At 43.6% G+C, this 19,790-nt stretch carries 23 protein-coding genes; 8 read left to right on the top strand and 15 right to left on the bottom strand.

Annotation, left to right across the window (positions count from 1 at the left end; all coding sequences use genetic code 11):
- Nucleotides 1-216 precede the first annotated feature (216 nt).
- Nucleotides 217-1,380, bottom strand: coding sequence for an ABC transporter substrate-binding protein (locus RTR76_RS06495; RefSeq protein ID WP_312518140.1), 1,164 nt, complete (start codon nucleotides 1,378-1,380; stop codon nucleotides 217-219).
- A 386-nt stretch (nucleotides 1,381-1,766) separates the two neighbouring features.
- On the opposite strand from RTR76_RS06495, the gene RTR76_RS06490 reads away from it, so the two are divergent.
- Entirely contained in the window at nucleotides 1,767-1,922 is a 156-nt protein-coding gene (locus tag RTR76_RS06490; protein WP_312518137.1) for a hypothetical protein, read from the top strand.
- Nucleotides 1,923-1,984: 62 nt separating this feature from the next.
- On the opposite strand, the gene RTR76_RS06485 is transcribed toward RTR76_RS06490, so the two are convergent.
- A complete protein-coding gene (locus tag RTR76_RS06485; RefSeq protein ID WP_312518134.1) occupies nucleotides 1,985-2,881 on the bottom strand; it encodes a DUF3794 domain-containing protein in 897 nt (298 codons plus the stop codon).
- A 136-nt stretch (nucleotides 2,882-3,017) separates the two neighbouring features.
- Between RTR76_RS06485 and RTR76_RS06480 the strand changes: the two genes are divergently transcribed.
- Nucleotides 3,018-3,341: a demethoxyubiquinone hydroxylase family protein gene (locus tag RTR76_RS06480; RefSeq protein WP_312518132.1), complete on the top strand. Its 324-nt coding sequence runs from the start codon at nucleotides 3,018-3,020 to the stop codon at nucleotides 3,339-3,341.
- Between the two features lie 51 nt (nucleotides 3,342-3,392).
- Here RTR76_RS06480 and RTR76_RS06475 read toward each other — a convergent pair whose 3' ends face one another.
- Both RTR76_RS06475 and RTR76_RS06470 read right to left on the bottom strand, forming a co-directional pair.
- Nucleotides 3,393-3,593 (bottom strand): small, acid-soluble spore protein, H family, encoded by a 201-nt coding sequence (locus RTR76_RS06475; RefSeq protein ID WP_312518129.1) that lies wholly within the window; start codon nucleotides 3,591-3,593, stop codon nucleotides 3,393-3,395.
- A gap of 52 nt (nucleotides 3,594-3,645) precedes the next feature.
- Entirely contained in the window at nucleotides 3,646-3,966 is a 321-nt protein-coding gene (locus RTR76_RS06470) for a DUF1992 domain-containing protein (RefSeq protein ID WP_312518126.1), read from the bottom strand.
- A gap of 108 nt (nucleotides 3,967-4,074) precedes the next feature.
- Between RTR76_RS06470 and RTR76_RS06465 the strand changes: the two genes are divergently transcribed.
- Nucleotides 4,075-4,599: a folate family ECF transporter S component gene (locus RTR76_RS06465; protein ID WP_312518123.1), complete on the top strand. Its 525-nt coding sequence runs from the start codon at nucleotides 4,075-4,077 to the stop codon at nucleotides 4,597-4,599.
- Nucleotides 4,600-4,695: 96 nt separating this feature from the next.
- On the opposite strand, the gene RTR76_RS06460 is transcribed toward RTR76_RS06465, so the two are convergent.
- From RTR76_RS06460 to nirJ1, 3 genes are all read right to left on the bottom strand, one after another.
- The gene (locus tag RTR76_RS06460; protein WP_312518120.1) at nucleotides 4,696-5,619 is read right to left on the bottom strand and encodes a YegS/Rv2252/BmrU family lipid kinase; all 924 of its coding nucleotides are present in this window, start codon (nucleotides 5,617-5,619) and stop codon (nucleotides 4,696-4,698) included.
- Nucleotides 5,620-5,624: 5 nt separating this feature from the next.
- The gene (locus tag RTR76_RS06455; protein WP_312518118.1) at nucleotides 5,625-7,307 is read right to left on the bottom strand and encodes a glutamine--tRNA ligase/YqeY domain fusion protein; all 1,683 of its coding nucleotides are present in this window, start codon (nucleotides 7,305-7,307) and stop codon (nucleotides 5,625-5,627) included.
- 176 nt (nucleotides 7,308-7,483) lie between these two features.
- Nucleotides 7,484-8,650 carry a putative heme d1 biosynthesis radical SAM protein NirJ1 gene (gene nirJ1 / locus RTR76_RS06450; protein ID WP_312518116.1) on the bottom strand — a complete coding sequence of 389 codons (1,167 nt, stop codon included), beginning with the start codon at nucleotides 8,648-8,650 and terminating at the stop codon, nucleotides 7,484-7,486.
- A 211-nt stretch (nucleotides 8,651-8,861) separates the two neighbouring features.
- Here nirJ1 and RTR76_RS06445 point away from each other — a divergent pair, with 211 nt between their 5' ends.
- Together RTR76_RS06445 and RTR76_RS06440 are read left to right on the top strand one after the other, a co-directional pair.
- Entirely contained in the window at nucleotides 8,862-9,050 is a 189-nt protein-coding gene (locus tag RTR76_RS06445) for a hypothetical protein (RefSeq protein WP_312518114.1), read from the top strand.
- A gap of 31 nt (nucleotides 9,051-9,081) precedes the next feature.
- On the top strand, nucleotides 9,082-9,477 hold the full coding sequence (locus tag RTR76_RS06440; protein ID WP_312518111.1) for a thioesterase family protein: 396 nt from the start codon (nucleotides 9,082-9,084) through the stop codon (nucleotides 9,475-9,477).
- Here RTR76_RS06440 and RTR76_RS06435 read toward each other — a convergent pair.
- The 3 genes from RTR76_RS06435 to RTR76_RS06425 are packed head-to-tail and all read right to left on the bottom strand — an operon-like array spanning nucleotide 9,440 to nucleotide 12,279.
- Nucleotides 9,440-10,678, bottom strand: a complete 1,239-nt coding sequence (locus tag RTR76_RS06435) for a metallophosphoesterase (protein WP_312518109.1) — start codon at nucleotides 10,676-10,678, stop codon at nucleotides 9,440-9,442. The genes RTR76_RS06440 and RTR76_RS06435 overlap by 38 nt on opposite strands.
- A gap of 37 nt (nucleotides 10,679-10,715) precedes the next feature.
- Nucleotides 10,716-11,777 (bottom strand): A/G-specific adenine glycosylase, encoded by a 1,062-nt coding sequence (gene mutY / locus RTR76_RS06430; RefSeq protein ID WP_312518106.1) that lies wholly within the window; start codon nucleotides 11,775-11,777, stop codon nucleotides 10,716-10,718.
- Between the two features lie 19 nt (nucleotides 11,778-11,796).
- Nucleotides 11,797-12,279, bottom strand: coding sequence for an 8-oxo-dGTP diphosphatase (locus tag RTR76_RS06425; RefSeq protein WP_312518103.1), 483 nt, complete (start codon nucleotides 12,277-12,279; stop codon nucleotides 11,797-11,799).
- Nucleotides 12,280-12,406: 127 nt separating this feature from the next.
- On the opposite strand from RTR76_RS06425, the gene RTR76_RS06420 reads away from it, so the two are divergent.
- Complete coding sequence (locus tag RTR76_RS06420) at nucleotides 12,407-13,174, top strand: DUF4931 domain-containing protein (protein WP_312518100.1); 768 nt, start codon at nucleotides 12,407-12,409, stop codon at nucleotides 13,172-13,174.
- A gap of 708 nt (nucleotides 13,175-13,882) precedes the next feature.
- Here the strand turns inward: RTR76_RS06420 and RTR76_RS06415 are convergent.
- From RTR76_RS06415 to RTR76_RS06405, 3 genes are all read right to left on the bottom strand, one after another.
- Nucleotides 13,883-14,275 carry a YmaF family protein gene (locus RTR76_RS06415; protein WP_312518097.1) on the bottom strand — a complete coding sequence of 131 codons (393 nt, stop codon included), beginning with the start codon at nucleotides 14,273-14,275 and terminating at the stop codon, nucleotides 13,883-13,885.
- A gap of 94 nt (nucleotides 14,276-14,369) precedes the next feature.
- Entirely contained in the window at nucleotides 14,370-14,831 is a 462-nt protein-coding gene (locus RTR76_RS06410) for a hypothetical protein (protein ID WP_312518094.1), read from the bottom strand.
- A gap of 161 nt (nucleotides 14,832-14,992) precedes the next feature.
- Nucleotides 14,993-15,454 (bottom strand): hypothetical protein, encoded by a 462-nt coding sequence (locus RTR76_RS06405; protein ID WP_312518091.1) that lies wholly within the window; start codon nucleotides 15,452-15,454, stop codon nucleotides 14,993-14,995.
- Between the two features lie 125 nt (nucleotides 15,455-15,579).
- Here RTR76_RS06405 and RTR76_RS06400 point away from each other — a divergent pair, with 125 nt between their 5' ends.
- Nucleotides 15,580-16,293: a metallophosphoesterase gene (locus RTR76_RS06400; protein WP_312518088.1), complete on the top strand. Its 714-nt coding sequence runs from the start codon at nucleotides 15,580-15,582 to the stop codon at nucleotides 16,291-16,293.
- Here the strand turns inward: RTR76_RS06400 and asnB are convergent.
- Nucleotides 16,262-18,109, bottom strand: a complete 1,848-nt coding sequence (gene asnB / locus RTR76_RS06395; protein WP_312518085.1) for an asparagine synthase (glutamine-hydrolyzing) — start codon at nucleotides 18,107-18,109, stop codon at nucleotides 16,262-16,264. The genes RTR76_RS06400 and asnB overlap by 32 nt on opposite strands.
- A gap of 215 nt (nucleotides 18,110-18,324) precedes the next feature.
- Between asnB and RTR76_RS06390 the strand changes: the two genes are divergently transcribed.
- Nucleotides 18,325-18,660 carry a cupin domain-containing protein gene (locus RTR76_RS06390; RefSeq protein WP_312518082.1) on the top strand — a complete coding sequence of 112 codons (336 nt, stop codon included), beginning with the start codon at nucleotides 18,325-18,327 and terminating at the stop codon, nucleotides 18,658-18,660.
- Nucleotides 18,661-18,728: 68 nt separating this feature from the next.
- On the opposite strand, the gene RTR76_RS06385 is transcribed toward RTR76_RS06390, so the two are convergent.
- Nucleotides 18,729-19,643, bottom strand: a complete 915-nt coding sequence (locus RTR76_RS06385; protein ID WP_312518079.1) for a diguanylate cyclase domain-containing protein — start codon at nucleotides 19,641-19,643, stop codon at nucleotides 18,729-18,731.
- Nucleotides 19,644-19,790: the final 147 nt, after the last annotated feature.

Genomic DNA, 19,790 nt, shown 5'->3' with positions numbered 1-19,790 from the left:
TTTGTAAAAAAATGTATGAACAAAAAAAGCCCGGGAATATCTCCCGGGCTCAGCCTTTAGACAAACGCACCTGGAAGGAGATTGCCGCGTCGTTTTACTCCTCGCAATGACAGTAAAGTCGGGTGTCATCGCGAGCGTAGCGTGGCGATCTCCTTTGCTGGATTATTTGTCGACAGTCGCAAAGCCCGGGAAGCTCTCCCGGGCTTTGCGTCATATTTAAGGATTTACTTTTTCTTTAAACGTTTGTTTGCCATCTTTCATTTCAATAATAACCGCACTCTTAATAGGATCATGATTCGCATCTAATGATAATGTTCCAGTAAGAACTTTGAGGTCCTTAGTCTGCGCTAAAGCATCTTTTATTTTTACAGAATCAGTGCTGTTAGCCCGCTTGATTGCATCAATCATCATTAAGGCACCATCATACCCCAATACAGCGAAAGCATCAGGCTCCTGTCCGTATTCTTTCTTATAAGACTCAACAAATTTTTGTACCATGGGATCCTTGTCCTGCGCCGAATAGTGATTCGTAAAGAAGGTATCGTTTAGAGCAGCAGCTCCTGCGATTTCCGCTAGTTTAGGGGAATCCCAGCCATCACTGCCCAACAGGGGAACCGTAATGCCAAGTTCTCTTGCCTGCTTAATAATTTTACCAACTTCTTCGTAGTAGGCAGGAATATAAATTACCTCAGGATTAACTGACTTAATTTTGGTTAGAGCAGCTTTAAAATCCTGATCTTTTTGCAGAAACGCCTCTTTTGCGACAATTGTTCCACCATTTTTTACAAAAACTTGTTCAAAGTTTTGTGACAAGCTCTTTGAATAATCTGAAGAGCTGTCAATGTAAATTGCTGCTGTTTTTGCTTTAACCGTTTTTTGGGCAAAGCTGGCCATTACTTGACCTTGGAAAGGATCAATAAAACAAGAGCGGAAAGCAAAATCTTTCACTTTACCGTTATCTACAGTAATTTTTGTATTAGTGCCGGTTGGAGTCAAAAGCGGTATTTTGTTATCCTGGGCAATTTGGGTAGATGCTAGAACATTTGAGCTGGCAGCAGGTCCAAAAATAGCAATGACTTTATCCTGTGTAATCAATTTAGTAGTAGCATTGCCTGCTTCAGCGGGCTCTGATTTATTATCGGCCACAATCAGCTTCAATTGCTTGCCTAATACACCGCCGGCAGCATTCGCTTCCTTAATAGCTAATTTAATGCCATTTGCCGCTGATTGACCATATTGAGCAACACCACCGGTAAGCTCAAAATTTGCACCTAACTTAATTTCATTGGTTGAGGCGGCTTCTTTACTTCCACAGCCTGCTGCAATGATTGTACTCACTGCCATCGTAGCTGCCATTAGCGCCAACTTCCACTTTTTCATACACTCATCCTCCTAAAAGTATCCACCGAATCCATGTGCAACCAGCGCACTCTTTAGTATTCCAGCAATGCACATTCCATTCTGTGGATTTTGTATACATGTTAAGTATATAAGGCGTTTCAGTACCAGTCAAAGCTCTAAATTGGGCAATTAACGAGATTTACATTACAATATCAACTGTTATTGCTATTATGCTCCGCTTTAATATGTATTCCTGTAGTAGACTAAACTATACTTTCTCTATTTTAGTCCATTAAACAGAGAGAATTACACCTCTGAATTCACGGAATAAACTTCCTATTCCGACTTTTGAATTTTCTATTTACAAAGAATTTTATTACTTGTTATTATTATAAATGGAAATAATTTGTAGAGGTGCTTGGTAAGTGGAAAAGATTGAGTTAATTACCCGGATTCGTAATTTATCAGAGTTATTACACAGTGACGATCTTCACAAATACAGTTTTTCGGAAGAGACGATTGCTGAAATGACACAAAAGCTTGATGAAATCACCGAACAATACATTGCAGCTTACTGCTAATCAGCAGTTTTATACAGCAACAAACCGGCAAGGCTTTAAGCTTTGCCGGTTTTCTCTATGCTTCATCCTTTTGGTTTTAGAGGTAGTTTACCGTGATGCATGCCGCCCTGCTGCAATAAGACCGGACGGTTCCGGAAAACCTTAGCAGTGACTCGAAGCACAACCGTTACATCACAATGACGGGCGCCTTTCTTCCAATGATGGTGTCCGTGTTCACAGTTGCAATGATCATGGTCATGACCACATTCACAACACAATTTCTTTTTATGATAATGAGGCTTACAATAATCACATTCGCAGCCGTGATGATGCTTATGGGGCTTGCAATGATCACATTCACAGCCATGATGATGCTTATGGGACTTGCAATGATCGCATTCGCAGCCATGATGATGCTTATGAGACTTACATTGATCGCATTCGCAATCCCCATAGTCATCCTCACAGTCACAATCGTCGTCGCAATCGCACTCATCGTCCCAGTCGCAGTCATCTTTCCAGTGACCTTTTCCATAGCCCCAGTCAGGATTATGCTTATACCAGTGAGCCCGTGTGCACTCATCACAATCATAATCGATGAATTCTACGATTACATCCGCTTCGGTTTCCATACCTGACGAGGCTCCCCAAAGTTCAACGTCGGCAGTGAAGCGAATATTGCGTACTTCTATTGCATGTACCGGCTTTTTAGGTTTACACGCCGTATAGAGCACCTTCACTTCAAAGCAACCGCGAACAACAACTTTATCACATATCGTATGCACATTTGTCAGCTTTAAGTCTTTTACATAGACATCAATAATCTGCTCTATCGCCGGATTGCGCCGGGGAACACGAACACAAATGTCCATTGATTTTTGGCATTGGTTTTCACCGACTAATTCACAAACCACCATAGCCGGCGAAATTGGCTGTATGCAATTATTAATGTATTTTCCACGCTCTTCTTCTTCAGTCACGATAACCTCACCTCCCTAGAGCTTTCGTACTGCAATATATGCCGCAAGGAGTAATAATGACACTACATATTGACGATAAATCAGAATGAATTTTTTCAGATATCCCATACTATCTTAGAAAAGGAGCTGAATTTGAATGGCTATCGTTAGCAATCCCTTTGTTGCCAATCTCCCCAAGCAATTGTCAAATGAGGAGTTATTGCAAGCACTGCGCATCGATATAATCGGTGAATATGAAGCAGTTATCGGTTATGAAGCTCATGCTCAGGCTGCTTCTGACCCGCGTGTAAAACAAATTCTGCTTAAGCTTGCTGATGATGAAAGAAAGCATGTCGGCCAGCTTCAGCAGCTGCTCCTTCTTTTGAGCCCCAAAGAAGGACAGCTGCTGGAACAAGGCAAGCAGGTTGTTGAGCAGCAAGAACAAAACCCCCTTCAAGCAGCCAACCAACTCGTTAATTAAGGATACACCAAAGAGCCGGAACTATAACGTTCCGGCTCTTTGGTGTATCTGCTAATCAAGCATTGATTCAAAATTACCCGTCTCTTCCAATTCTTCAATTGGCACATCCCATTTGTCCTGACTGCCCAGGATAACAATTCCAGCTCTGTTATCTACCTTGTTAACACTTTCAATCCAAACGGGTTTACCATGCCATGTAACTTCAAAGTTAAAGGATGAGCTAATGATTTCAGCTGCACGATTTTGTTGCATTTCCACACCCCTTTCATCAAGTAGTATGGGAGAAAGCACCATAACCTATGCGTCACTTGGAGCGTCTTTTTTCCATTAAGAGGGAATAAACGATTGCTTTTTCCTGCAGTTTGTGCTTCAGTTCACCTTTTTCTTGCTCGCCTGTACATTGAGCAATCAGTTGTTCAAGTAACGCAATTTCTTTTTTTATTTCCATCTCAGCAGGTATCATACCTGAGTTTTTTAGAACTTTATAGGCCATCCGCAAATCAGGCGGTATATGACGGGAATCGGTAAGATTTAATGGTTTCCCCTTGCCAGGCAAGTTGTTCAGCTCACCATTTTTAATAGCCTCCTGAATTTTTTGTTCTGCTAATTTAGAGAAAACATCCAATTTACTCACCCTTCTTTTCTAGTTTGCAGAATTTTGCAGCATTGCTTTTTAACGATATCCATGTACAATAAACTTAACTACCTTTTCAATCGGTTAAGGAGAAAAGCTATGTTATACAGTCCCACAAAACGCCTGGTATATTTATCTTTATTGATTAGTTTATCAATTGTGCTTACGCGCATTGCCAGCATTACGATTCCATTTGAAGGTGTTATCACTCTCAGGATGGGTTTTGGACCATTACCGGTCATACTTGCAGGCATACTATTCGGGCCTTATGCTGGAGCCGTCGTGGGCGTCTTAGGAGATATTATTGGCTTTAACTTAAATCCTATGGGAGTATATTTGCCCCAATTTACGCTTATTGCCGGACTGCATGGCTTGCTGCCGCCGCTTATTCTGCGCTTTTTTAGACGGTCCTATACGGCCTGGCCTTTGTTATGTGCAGTGGCAATTCCTCAAATTGTAACCTCTCTTATTCTTACTCCTTATGTGCTAAAGACAGCACTCGGCATACCCTGGATCATTACTATGCCCAGCCGCCTTGTTTCACAAATTATCATCATTCCGATGTATGCTCTGCTTGCCCGAAAGATTATTGCCGCCCTGAATTGGGATAGGTATGGGAAGTAAAAAATGCTGCCAGGGTAAAGTCCCAGGCAGCATTTTTACTTGCTTTATTTACCCTCTTTTCCCTGCAGGAAAGGGTCATATTTCTTAACCTTAGTATTATTTGATAAGACCGGTTATCTTCTTATAATGAATTGGTCTGTTGGGAGAGAAAACCCTGAGTCGCTTAGAAAGTGCCGTTATCGTTAGCGGCAAAGCGGGCCCCAATTCACCGTCCAAGTCACTTTCTACTAATTCATCACTTTCAATACTTATATGCGAGGCCTGCAGATATTGAACCGCCTTATGGTTGATATGCGCACCTGACAGAAGACTGATTAATATACGGGCAAGCTCAGGCAAACTGCAGCGATGGACGATCAACAGGTCAAGCTTGCCATCATCAATGCGGGCCTGAGGAGCAATCCGATCAAAACTGCCAACTGTTCCACCATTCATCACTAGAAAGAGCATAACCTCGCTAGTGATCGTGATGTCATCAGCACGGATACACATATTAATCGCACGAAACCGCGGCAATTCTTCAATTCCCTTAAGATAATAAGCAACTTTACCTAATGTATTTTTCATTGTCCGGTCAGCTGTATGAGCTACTCCCGTCAACAGGCCGGCACTCGCTACATTCAAAAAGTATCTGTCATTTACGGTACCAACATCAATTACTCTTGTAAAGCCATTCGTAAATAAGGCTGCACAGGCTTCCACATCCTTTTCCAAGCGCAAAAAAGATGCTAAATCATTAGAGGTTCCACTGGGGATAATCCCGATTGGCAAATCAATCCCCAGCTCAAACATAGCGTTTACTATTTCATGTATCGTTCCGTCGCCGCCGGAAATTAGTATGCCATCTAACTCGTACTGCCGTGTTGAGTTTAGTAAGGCAAGCGTATCTTCCTTGCGGCCTGTCCGGATAGGTATTAGCAAGCACTGTTGTTTCTGCATGTGTTCAACAAGGCTGTCCAAGCGATATTTAAAATAAGAATCACCTGCAGCGGGATTATAAATAAGGAGGAAGATTTTCACTGAAATCAGCCTTCTTTTTGTGCTTTAGCCCAGGAGTCACGCAAACCAACAATACGGTTAAATACCGGCTTACCAGGCTTGGAATCCGGATCGGCTGCAAAAAAGCCCTGTCGTAAGAATTGGTAACGTTCTCCGCCGGTTACATTGGCTAATGCAGGTTCTGCTTTTCCCTGTCTTACTACTAGCGAATTAGGATTAAGTTTTGCGAGGAAATCATCCCCATCAGCTTCATCCTCTTCTTCATTTACCAGCAAGTATTCGTACAATCTCACTTCCACATCAACAGCATGCTCCGCAGAGGCCCAGTGTAACACGCCTTTTACTTTTCTATTGCTGGTACCGGCGCCACTCTTAGTTTCAGGATCATAGGTGCAGTGCAGTTCGATAACATTACCCTGTTCGTCTTTTATAACTTCCTCGCATTTAATGATGTAGGCATATTTTAGCCGCACTTCTTTGCCGGGCGATAGGCGAAAATATTTCTTTGAAGGATTTTCCATGAAATCTTCCTGCTCTATATACAGGACCCGGGAAAAAGGAATTGTCCGTATTCCCATATCTTCGTTTTCCGGATTGTTCTCTGCTTCCAATTCTTCAACTTGTTCCTCAGGATAGTTGGTTAAAACAATTTTCAATGGCTGCAGCACGGTCATAGCCCGGGCAGCATTTGTATTCAAATCTTCACGGATACAGTGTTCTAAGAGTGCAATATCAACCGTACTGTTACTTTTGGCGACTCCGATCCGGTCACAAAAGTCCCGGATAGATTCAGGTGTATACCCTCTGCGGCGCAGACCGGAAATTGTCGGCATCCGGGGATCATCCCAGCCACTGACCAAACCCTTTTCCACAAGCGTACGCAATTTGCGTTTACTCATAACGGTATTTGTCAGATCCAGGCGGGCAAATTCAGTTTGCTGCGGTTTCTCCGAAGACTCCCAGTCCTCTAATACCCAGTCATACAGCGGCCGGTGATCTTCAAACTCCAATGTACAAATAGAGTGAGTAATGCCTTCAATTGCATCAGAGAGCGGATGAGCGTAATCATACATCGGGTAAATGCACCAGGTATCACCGGTACGATGATGATGAGCCCTCATAATCCGATATAAAACAGGATCACGCATCGTAAAGTTAGGTGACGCCATATCAATCTTAGCTCTCAGCACTCTGGAGCCATCCGGATATTCACCATTTCTCATTCCCTGAAACAGCTCCAGATTCTCTTGTACAGTGCGGGTACGGAAAGGGCTGTCCTTGCCCGGCTCGGTTAACGTTCCCCGGTACTCACGCATTTGCTGAGCCGTAAGGTCGCATACATACGCTTTGCCCAATGTAATTAATTTTACTGCATACTGATAAAGCCGCTCGAAATAATCGGAGGCATAAAACATGCGGTTATCCCAGCTGAAGCCCAGCCATTTAACATCCTGTTGGATGGAGTCAACATATTCTACTTCTTCCTTGCTGGGATTTGTATCATCAAAGCGCAAATTGCACAGCCCGTTATATTCTTTAGCTAGTCCAAAATTAAGGCAAATGGATTTAGCATGACCGATATGCAAATATCCGTTAGGTTCAGGTGGAAAACGGGTATGTACTCGCTGGCCGTATTTATTAGTCTTTTGATCATCATTAATGATATTTTGAATAAAGTTCGAAGAGGTGGGCGTATTCGTAATACTCATTCATCCGGCTCCTTTGGCTGCTTTATTGATAGTCAAATATTCGTCGCAAATTGCCGATTCCCTGCTCAATGTGTAATTTCTAGTAATATCCAGTATTTTTACCCAATATGCTGATAGCTAAACATAGAAAAGCAACTTAAGGTGCCAGAATCTGGACACTTAAGCTGCCGTTTATATTACCTAATACCAATTTCCTCGTCAGTAAGGTAACAGGCAGGATCAGACTCCCAAAAGTCACCGCTTACCGCTTCTGCTCTGGCCCTAAAATTACCGTTGCAAACTTCAAGCCATTTGCATCGGCTGCAGCGTCCTTTTAAAAGACTCTTCCTGTCTTTAAGTCCCACAAGAATTGGATGATTCAGTTCGGTCCATATATCGCTGATCTTACGGTCCCGCACATTACCAAATGTATGATTTTGTGTAAACTGATCAGGGTGGACATTACCAAGAGGATCAACATTGCCAAACGCAATCCCTGAACGATTGCCGCCATTGCGCTGCATCAGCTCCCAAATCTTTGCCGCCCGCACTTTATCCCGCTTGAGAGTTTGAAGATATAGATAAACAATATCGGTATGATTATCTACCGTAAGAATTTCACATTGATCACCTAATTCAATCGCTTTGCTGCTGATAAGATCCATAGCCTGCCGCGATTCCTCATGCGAAATATCATGCTCCATCATTGTTGAGCCCCTGCCGGAATAAACAAGGTGATAAAAACAGACTCTGGGAATTCCTTCTTCCTTGACTAAATGAAAGATGTTCTCCAAATCATGAAAATTATAACGATTGATGGTGAATCTGAGGCCAACCCTCTGCCCAATACTCAAACAATTGCGAATGCCTTCCAGTGCCCGGTCAAAAGCGCCTGCTTGACCACGGAATTGATCATTTGCAGCACCCAGGCCATCAAGACTGATACCAACATAGCCTACGCCTAGAGACTTGATACGCTTTGCCGTAGCTTTATCAATCATTGTGCCATTAGTGGAAAAAGTAGTGCGTATATTATATTTTTTAGCGTGTTCAACAAGTTCGTACACATCTGGACGGATAAGCGGCTCTCCTCCAGATAACAGGAGTACAGGCACCTTAAATGCAGCACAATCATCAATAAATTGTTTTGCTTCTGCCGTGCTTAGCTCACCATTATATTGCTTAGCATCCGAGTTTGAGTAGCAATGAACACATTTCAAATTGCAAGTACGAGTGATATTCCAGGCTATAACCGGCCCCATTCCGGCAACTGCCCCATGGCGTTGTCCGTGAGCTCCCTTGGCATATCGCAAGCTGTCACCATAATTATTTGTGTCACAAAGCAGTTTACTTACACCAATCATAAATGCGCTCTTCCTTTGTGCATTATTTTACGGCATTTTCTCTTACTTATTGTATACCCTGCCATAATGAAAAGTCTACTGCTATAAGTGATAGCATTTATTAAATAACTATTACAAATTGGCAATCTTTACGACCATTTTTTAAATTGCGAGCAGGATGACTTATCAAAATGGCGAAAACTTATAATACTATTAGTAATGAGGAGTCTTTATGAAACATATTACGCCCCTTCGGTTGGTTATCGCTTTGGTTGCTATATTTATCCTCGGCAGAACAATCGAGTTATTTGATAATCCAGTAGAACCTCAATTTGGCGCTTTTCAAATGCTGCTTGCCCTGGTGGCCGCTATTTTGTTCGGTCTTTATATCTATCTTATTGTAAAAGAGCGGCGTAAGTAAATAATTTAAATACATAATAGAGGTGAAAAACATGGACATTAATTTGCAAATTGGCATGACTGCCGAAAAAAAAGAAGAAGTAACTGAAAATAATACTGCTATTAAGTATGGCAGCGGCGGCGTAGCCGTTTATGCTACTCCGGCTATGATTGGCATTATGGAGGGCACCTGCTTAGCAGCGGTAGATCCCCATCTGCCCGAAGGTATGTCAACTGTAGGTATTCATCTTGATGTGAAGCATTTAGCTGCTACTCCGGTTGGTATGTCGGTACGGGCAACAGCAAAGCTTACCGAAATATCCGGTAAGCGTTTGACCTTTGCCGTTGAAGCGTTCGATGACAAAGAAAAAATCGGTGAAGGTACTCATCAGCGCTACATTATTGATTTAGCTAAGTTCTTGCAGAAAGCCCAGGAAAAGAAGGCTTAAGCGTAAAAAATGTTACTTCTGCCGGACATCCGATCCGAAATGGCATCCAATGACCGGTACCGACACTGACATAACCGTAATTTCCATTTTGCCGGTAAAGGCCGCGCATATATTTATATTGCACAGGGAGCAATGATTTCCCAAATAGTGCTACCTGTCCGCCATGAGTGTGCCCTGCCAATGTAAGGGGAATGTTATTTTCGAAACTATTATCAAAAAAATCAGGATGATGAGCAATCAGCAAGCGAAATGCTTCGTCCGGAACTCCGGATAAAGCACGGTTGATAAAACCGCGGCGTTTCGTTTGCTGGTCTTCTTTTTTATCAGCCCAGGGGTAATCTACTCCCAGCAGATAAAACGGCCGTTCTCCCTCTAATACTTTTCGGCTATTATTCTCTAAAACAGTAACCGGGGAATGCTTCCATGCCTCACGTATGGCCGCTATATTGCGGAAATATTCATGATTTCCCCAGCAATAATAAATACCTTGCGGTATTGTCGAGAAAAAACGGTTAATGCGTTCCATTGTAGGTGTTAACAAGTTAAGATCATCAATCAGATCGCCGGTAATAACCAGTATGTCAGGTTTTTCCTGAACAATCATCGTTAATACGCGATCTAATTTTTCCATGCCGAAAAAGGGGCCAATATGGGTATCACTAATTTGGGCAATTTTATAATTAGCCATTTGTTCAGGCAAATTGGCAAACGATAAAGCATGGTGCTGTTTGGCTATATAATTATCTCCGATAAAAACACCGCCTGAACTGATAGCTAATGAGGCCAGCGGTGCGGCAGCCGTCACACCCCGCAAAAAATCGCGGCGGCTGATCTGTGACTTTCCGTCCTCTATTTCAGGCTCTGCAGCTTCTTGTTTGTTTCTCATTTTGCGCAACACAAAACGGATGCAGTACAAAGCAAACATGACCGGCAATAAGACTAGCAAGCTAATAACCCACGTATACACCGCATAAATAAGGGCTTGCATAAAAAAGCCCATATATCCATCTGCCGGCCGCAAGGAGCGGCTGGCTGCCATCGTGAGCAATGCCCCTGCTGAAATCAACCAATAACTGTATTTCACAATCCGGCTGCTATACACCGGATGCCAGCGTGTTAACAGGCGATACCCCAGCCAGGTTATAAGTAAAAAAACAACTGCCACCACAAGGTAAAAGAAAGAACTTGGACTATGCTGCATAACAACCTCCTAGTTTTTATCTTGCCCGGTTTAAGAATCAACCATGCCACTGGGCTTCCAGCTCTGCTGCCATCTTACGATGAGGCCCGGCAAAAGATAACGACGACCATGTTTCCGGGCTAAGCCATTTAACATGATTAGAGTCCGCTATTTCCTGCCGTCTCACTTGCTTGCATGAATAAAAAACAATTTGCCACTGCCTGTGACTAAAGGTATGTGTGAGTTCCAAAACTGGCACTGGCTCGACAAAAGCTTGCTGCCCCAGCCTGCAGAGCAAACCTTCCAGCTCCATAGGACCATCGTTCTTATTTTCAATTTCAATAGACGGAAACTCCCACATGTTTGCCAATAGCCCTTTAGCAGGACGTTTACACAAGAGATACCGGCTTTCCGCTTGAACAATAGCCGCTGCTACCTGTATCACTCGCGGCGGAGCACTTCTCTTGCGGATAGGCAGTTCCCGCTGCCGCCCCTGCTTATAAGCCAGGCAATACTGATCAAGCGGACACTGGGTACAACTTGGGTTTTTAGGAGTGCATATTGCAGATCCCAAGTCCATGACAGCCTGGTTAAAATCGCCAGGACGGTCGTCAGGCATTACACCGGACACCAGTTCCGTTACTTGTTTTCTCGCTGCCGGTTTAGTTATATCGTTTTCCAGACAATATAAACGGCTAAATACACGTAACACATTTCCATCCACAGCAGGCTCTGGTTTATTATAGGCAATACTTAAAATAGCACCTGCCGTATACTCGCCCACTCCGGACAAAGTTATTATCTTTTCCCTGTCGTTAGGAATCTGTCCGCCATATCGCTCAGCTACTTCTCTCACACCCTGGTGAAGATTACGGGCACGCGAATAGTAACCTAGCCCCTGCCAATACTGCAGCACCTCCTCTGCAGATGCCTGGGCCAAATCGTGTAATGTGGGAAAGCGCTTCATCCAGCGCTCATAATACGGTTTAACCGCTTCAACCCGTGTTTGCTGCAGCATAACTTCTGAAACCCAGATTTTATAAGGTTCCTGATCTTGCCGCCACGGCAATTCACGGTGATTTTCATCATACCAGTTCAGAAGTGTTTCTGCTAAATTCATTTTTATATAGATTTCTCCTTTAAAAAGAGCTTACTGTCGTAATCGTTACTGCCTGGACACTTTCATTATCAGCGGCAAATGTCACTTTGCCTTTTATCTTTTCACCTTGCAGCACCTGTGGCAGCCAGTGAATATCATCCTGCCACATTGCCGCATACGGAATTTGATCAATGCGAAACCACTCCGGTTTCATCTCATCAGTTTCAATAATCTTTCCCTGCCATTGCTTTACAATAAATATATGGACATCATGATCCAATGCACAGTGGTCAGGAAATATAAAATCCAGCTCGCCGACTTTCACAAGATCCCGCACATCAGCAAGTAAGCCACATTCTTCCGCTAGTTCGCGCACTGCTGCATCCATTATCTGTTCTTCCCGATTTATTTTGCCGCCAAACCCATTATATTTTCCTTGGCCAAAACCAGTTTTCTTCATTCCTAACAGTACGTTTTGCGGCCGCAGGCTATCAACTACAAAACAGAGTGTCGTCGAATACATACAAAACCACCCTTTCAGCTAAAAATAGGCTCGTACTTTCCTTACGGAGTGCGTGCTCTAGCTTTTCCGGCTAACTCCGGGTATGATAGAATAGTACTACCTTAGCACATATACGAGGTGACCATCCATGTCAGCATCCAGCCACTTAGTCTTTAATGTTACGATCGGTAAACAAAAACCGGAGAATATTATTAATCGCACAGCTTATTGCCCATTCTGTCATCGAGATGCTCTAGAAGACATTATTGAACGGCGGGGGCCGATCTGGCTGATCAAGAATAAATATCCCGTCCTGGAAGCAACTCTGCAGACGGTGCTAATTGAAACGGAGGACTGCAATTCCGAGCTTTCCTTATATCCGAAAGACCACTTGTATAGTGTTATCCGTTTTGGTATGGAAAAATGGCTCGAAATGACTGCTAGCGGACAATTTGCATCTGTTCTGTTTTATAAAAATCACGGTCCTTGCTCAGGCGGCACTATTCGCCACCCGCACATGCAGATTGTTGGATTAGAAACTGTCAACTATTTGGAGCATGTCCAGGCAGACCATTTTATCGGACAACTAATTGACACCTGCAAAAGTGTTGAATTCAATTTATCCACTCAACCGCGTGTAGGTTTCTTTGAGTTCAATGTTCTGCTTGGTGATCTAGCAGATCTTGATTGTATGGCAGATTATATCCAAATAGCAGCACATTATATTCTGCACAGCTTTCACCGCGCTTGTAAAAGCTACAATCTCTTTTTCTACCAATACGCAGGAAAAATAATTGTAAAAATTATTCCCCGCTTCGTCAGCTCACCCTTATTCATCGGCTATTCTATCCCTCAGATAGCCAATGAAGAACGGGCCAAAGAAGTGATTACGCAGATTAAAGAACGCTATTTATAAGTTAGTACCTTGTCAGCCCTAATCCAGTGAATACTGACGGTCTATTTTCCGCAACCCTTGTCGTCGGTCAGCATACATCCGGTATGCCTCCCTCCTCCGCCTTGGTTTGCGAAAAATATCCTCGCCATCATCCTACTGTTTTAAAGCTGACAAGGTACTTGTTGTTATTTTAACATATTCTTACTAACCAGCAAACTGCCTCCGGCAATACCTCACCATCAGCTGCTTTGTTGCATATTATGCATAAGTATCTGTAGTCCCGTATTGAATAGGAGGATGTTATCATTATGTCTGATCGAACTAGATATAAACCACCTAAATGGGGTACGCCGGAAATCATGGATTACAGCGACCGTCCGGAGCAGCCTGATCATCCGATCGGCTGCTCACCTACCGGTACACCCTGTGCCCCTAATTGCAGTCCCCTATGCGATCCTATCTGCCCGCCTCCCTGTACGCCGTCTTGCCCACCTGCTTGTAAACCGTTCTGTGCGCCATCCTGCAGACCGCGTATGTCTTGCCAGCCGGCTTGCAGGCCGACGTGCTACCCTTCTTGCCGGCCACGGACTGAGTGCCAGCCCTACTGCACTCCAAGCTGCCGGCCAACAATTTATTGAGATAGGGACAGTCCCTTTAAACAAAAGGGACTGTCCCTATTTTATAGCTGAATCTAATAAAAGCCGGATAAATCCGGCTTTTATCACAATTCTATTCTTCGTCTTCTCTTGGTAAATTATTATTTACCTGAGCCCGAATAATATCCGGCGCAACATTAGTCGCTCCGCTGAAATCATGCTCATGATCTTCTACTTCTGACGTCGTCCCATTATAATAATGAATATGTGTTCCGTCACCCATCGATACTGCCGGCCCGGTATAGACATCGTAAGCATGCCAATGACCTTCAACAAAACTTGTCCGGCCTTTCAAACAGTGCACATGTGTACCATTAGTCATACGAGCTGGGGCACTGACGCCAAGAATACTATGATTATGACCATCCGCTACCTGCGTAATTGTCTGGTATATGTGTACATGAACCAATTCCCGGCAGGTATCACGTTCATCCATTACTGGTCCTTTGCGATCCTCTTCTTTCATAAACAATATACACCTCCTTATGTTTTATTGTATGCGTAAGCATTATAGATGGTGAACGCAAACAAAAAAAGCGGGGAGAAATTCCCCGCTTCGCTTAAATACCTCTTAGCAATTGACCTAATACATTATATTTGGCATTTTGATAAATCTGATCAAAAGCTACAATATACCATTCGCCCTTAATTCTTTCCAGACCTACAGGCTTCACAGTAACATTGAAGGTATTCTCCTGCTGCAACGTTACAACTACTGCAGCATAGTCTCCCGATTGAGCAACTACTTTAACAGCTGCTACGTTTGATTTTTTAAGTTCTTTTAAATCATCACCGCTAATAAACTCGGCAATTGCTTTTGGATCACTAGCAGAGGTAGGTGATACGTAAAGACCGGCTTCATTTAGCTTACCAGCTTTAGCAGCGTTAACAAAAGTCTTAACAACACCATCAGGAGACAAACCGGTAATGCGCTTTCCACCGCCGCCGCCACAGCCTGCGATGACAGTTAATAAAGTTATCATGGCTACTACTGCAACCATTGTCGTTTTCTTTTTGAACATAATAATCCCCCTTCTATGTAATCGCAAGATTACTTTATGTAAATTATACAACAACCTGACTACTTAGTCACCAACCTATATTTTCCAGACTGTCAAGCGGTTTCTTTTGCCAACATGTAAAGAGGAGGTGGAGATCATGATCTCCACCTCCTCTTTATTAACTATTTTAACCCGCTTTGCTCTACATCAAAGCTATCCTGTACTTCCATCGTACCATCTTTACTAATTGCCCTGTCATCAATATCAATCTTTTCCTGCTGGTCCCAGATCATTCGGTGAACTAAATAGTTAACTGTCCGTTTATCTCCCGGCTTTAGCGAAGAATCTGTAGACTGATTAACCGTATAATCAAGAGCATCTTCAAATCCCATCGTTTTAGTACCGTCTGAAGCGCCTGCCAAACCGCCACTTGTGCTTGTTTGCTCACTTGTACGGCCATCGGGCATACTAGAGTGATTAGGAGGACTGGATTCACTGGTAGAAGCTTGCATTTGATTCTGTGAGCCTTGCTGATCTGCCATGTTTGTTTGCGAAGCTTGAGCAGCTAACTGCTCGCCGTTCACGGGAGCCTGTGTTTGCTTGCTGTCATAAGCGGAAATTATTTCATTATTGTCAGTCATCATGACACCTCCTGCACATGTAATAGTAATAGCGTTGCCAACAGATACTTTACCAATACAGGAAATTTTCCCGAGAGCTCGAAATATTATTAGGAAAACCTGGTATATTACCATAAAGGATTGAAATTATGAACATTTTTGCGATAGCAGATACTCATTTATCTGGCGATCCACCAACAAAACCAATGGATGTCTTTGGTTCCCACTGGCATAATCATTGGGAAAAAATTAAAACCGACTGGTTGTCCCGCGTAACTGATCAGGATATCGTGTTACTGCCAGGTGATATTTCTTGGGCGATGCGGCTTGCCGATGCAATGGTTGACCTAAGTGCCATTAGGCAGCTTCCGGGCAGAAAGATTCTTGTTCGCGGTAATCACGACTATTGGTGGCAGACTATCGGCAAGATGAACAAGGCCGTTGAAAATGAGCTGACCTTTTTGCAAAACTCTTTCGCCGCTGCAGGCAATTATGCGATTTGCGGCAGCCGTGGGTGGTTATGCCCTGGAGACCGTTCCTTTACCGCACAGGATAACAGCATCTACCAGCGGGAGCTGCTTCGCGTACGCGCATCTCTTGAGGCTGCAACAGCCGCAGGATTTGAGCAGATCATTCTCATGCTGCATTATCCTCCTGTCAATGACAAGCACGAGCCTAGCGGTTTTACTGAACTTATCGGTGAGTTTCAGGTAAAAGTATGTTTATTTGGCCATCTTCATAGCGAGTCGGCCACTACAGCACCAAGGGGCATAATAAATGGCGCCGCCTGCCATTTGGTAGCTTGCGACGCCCTTGATTTCAAATTGAAGCTTATTCTACAAAGCGGACCTGATACGCTTTAAGCCAAGTATCCATTTGAATAAGATAGGCAAATAACTGAGGACCTCCCATTAATTGGCCAAACCAGGGTATATTGGAGGCCGCTTCTGCTGATTGAGCAATCTCGCGGATTTTTGCCGTATTGATCAAATCATGAAGCGGGGTTTCCCTATCGTTTAAAATGGCTAGCAACCGCTCTCTCACAGTATTTAAGTAGGCAGGATTGTGCGTCTTCGGATAGGGGCTCTTTTTTCGCCACAGTACGTCTTCGGGCAGTACCCCGGTCAAGGCATGCCGTAATAACCCTTTCTCTCTATCCTGATAATTTTTCATTTCCCAGGGTACATTCCATACATAATCAACAATTCGATGATCACAGAAGGGTACTCTTACTTCCAAACCAAAGGCCATACTCATGCGGTCTTTACGGTCAAGCAAGGTCGGCATGAAGCGGGTGAGGCTGAGATAAAATATTTCTCGCATACGGGCTGCTTTTGCTGCCTCACCAGGCAAGCGAGGCACTTCTTTCAAAGCATCACTGTAGCGGGAAGCTACGTAGTCCTGAAAATTAAATTTTTCTTTTATAGCAGGGGTCAGCCATTCGGTCCTTCCCTGAATAAACCGTGACCACGGAAAAGTATCGGCATTAATTAAATCTTCCCGGCGGAACCACGGATAACCTCCAAATACTTCATCGGCGCACTCACCCGACAGGGCAACAGTAGCGCCTTTTTTTATTTGCTCACAGAAAAGGTATAAAGAGGTATCAACATCAGCCATGCCCGGTAAATCTCGAGCTTTAGCTGCAATTGGCAGTGTATCGGCCAAGCTGCTGTTCTCCAGTTCCACCAGATGATGACACGTAGAAAAATATTCCGAAACACGCTTTACCCACGGTGCATCGGAGTTAGGCTGAAAGGCATTAGCCTGAAAAAACAAATCATTATCTACATAATCTACCGAATAGGTATGAAGACATTCATTTCCTTTTTCTTTATAAGACTGAGCGGCAAAAGCTGTTAAAGCGCTTGAATCAAGCCCGCCTGATAACAGTGTGCACACCGGCACATCCGCTACTAGCTGCCTTTTTACAGCATCCTGTAATAGTTCGCGTACAGTAGTAATAGTAGCAGCAAAAGTCTCATTGTGAGGTTTTGATTCCAGCTTCCAATACGTACTGCTTCGCTTTCCGTTACGATTGACGATCATCGAGCACCCTGGCTTCAGCTCGGCAATATTTTTGAATACACCATGCCCCGGCGTACGAGCCGGACCGATCATAAATATTTCTGCCAAGCCTTCACGGCCAACTTCCGGCTCAATAGCAGGGTGTGCCAGCAGCGCTTTTAGTTCAGAGCCAAAGAAAAATGCACTGCCTCTCTCAGCATAAAAAAGCGGTTTTACACCCATCCGGTCACGGGCTAAATAAAGCTGTTCTTTTTCTTCATCCCAAATAGCAAATGCAAAAATACCATTAAAGTGTTCTACACACGATGGTCCATATTCAATATAAGCGGTAAGCAGCACTTCCGTATCGGAATGAGTGCTGAAGCGGTAGCCCCTGGCTTCTAAATCAGCTTGTAATTCTGGTGTATTATATAATTCACCATTATACGTAATTGTATAGGCATGATCGCCGCGTTTGCGAGTCATAGGCTGGCGGCCGCCTTCCAGATCGACGACACTCAGCCGGCGATGACCTAGAGCGGCGTTATGGGTAATATACGTCCCAAATGCATCTGGTCCCCTTGTGGTCAGTGTCTCAACCATTGCATCCAGTATGGGTTTTTGCGTGGTTAGGTCAGCCTGCCAGTCAATCCAGCCGGTAATACCGCACATAATTTTCTCCTCCTCAACAATACAACGCCAACATAGTTCTCCCGGGAGGGCATTCTAGCAGTTGGCGTCATTGCCTTTGTATGCTTTTACAAGAGTAGAATATGCGCAGTGAAATGATTTGGTCACTATTTGTGATGATCGTCACAGAAAACGGACATAGTAATGTGTAATATAAAGGTATAGAAGCGAATAAGGTTCGCTAAGGGGGATTAATTATGGAAAAGAAATTTATTAAAAATATCGAGTTCAGCAAAGCTCTGAATTTTGCCAGCTTAGTTGATTACAAACCCGGTCAAGTCATCAGTCTTACACTGGCTCAAAACGAATCACTCACACTCACACTCTTCGCTTTCGGAAAAGGCGAAGGCGTAAGTACTCATTCAGCACCTGGTGACGCTATGGTGTATATGCTTGACGGCACTGCAGAAATTACAATCGGAGATGAGAAAATCATCGCCGGTGCCGGACAGACTGTTATTATGCCTAACAATGTTCCCCATGGCTTAGATGCTATTGAGGATTTTAAAATGCTGCTGATATTAGTGAAATAATTGTATACTTAGAAGAACAAAAAGGAGCGCTGCTTTCATTCGTGCAATGAGAGCAGCACTCCTTTCCTCTATCTTTCTATCCCTTTTCGTTCCTTGTCAATATACATATTTTTATCAGCGATCTGCAATAAAGTATCCACATCAGCACCATCCTGGGGATAAATTGCTACTCCCACACTGGCGCTGACGATAAATTCGCGTCCCTCTAAAAGCAAAGGTTCTTCAATAGCACTTACTATTTTATCAATTACCCTGTCAATGCTTTCCCTGTCAGGAACCCCATACAAAACCAGTGTAAACTCATCTCCGCCCAGGCGGGCGACTACGTCACTCTTACGCAAGGCGGCTTCCAGACGCTGAGCAATAACTTTCAGTGCTTTATCACCACTATAGTGACCCAATGTATCATTAATTTCTTTAAAGCGATCTAAATCAAGAAAAATTACCGCTAACATTTGTTGATTGACTCTAGCCTGGTTGAGCGACATCGTAAGTCGGTCCCGAAAGAGCATACGGTTAGGCATTCCTGTCAGCGAGTCATGATAAGCCATATATTTAATTGCTTCTTCGTAACGTTTGCGCTCAGTAATATCTACAATCTGACCAATATAATACAGCGGCTTCCCATGGACTCCTCTAACCAATGCAATGTGAAGCATTACATGGATAATCTCACCGCCATTACGAAAAAATCGCGATTCCAGCACCAATTGCTGTTCTTGATCGGCAAGCAGTTTCTGAATAGCAGTCTTAATTGTACTGAGATCATCATCGGACAAAATATTTTTTAGCTGCAGGGACGTGAATTCTTCAGCAGAGTACCCCACTAAATTGCACATAGCCTGATTTACCCGCATAAAATGGCCTTCCAAGCCAGTGATTGCCATACCAATAGGCGCGTAATCAAATACCAGCCGGAAACGTTCTTCACTTTCTTTTAATCCTTCTATGGCCTGAGAGCAGCTAGTTGTACAAGCGTTCACCTGCACTCACCTCTATTCGATAACAGAACTACGTCATCTAGTGTGATTTAAAAATGATTGACTATTATATATTCGGCAAGAATCGCTATATCCCTACTATTTTTTCTTAATAACAGCTATAAACTTTCTGCTGCACGTAAAATCACC

Source organism: Anaerospora sp., assembly GCF_032013335.1.
In the GTDB taxonomy this organism is placed as follows: Bacteria; Bacillota; Negativicutes; order Sporomusales; family DSM-15969; genus Anaerospora.
This window is presented reverse-complemented; position numbering and strand designations above follow the sequence as displayed.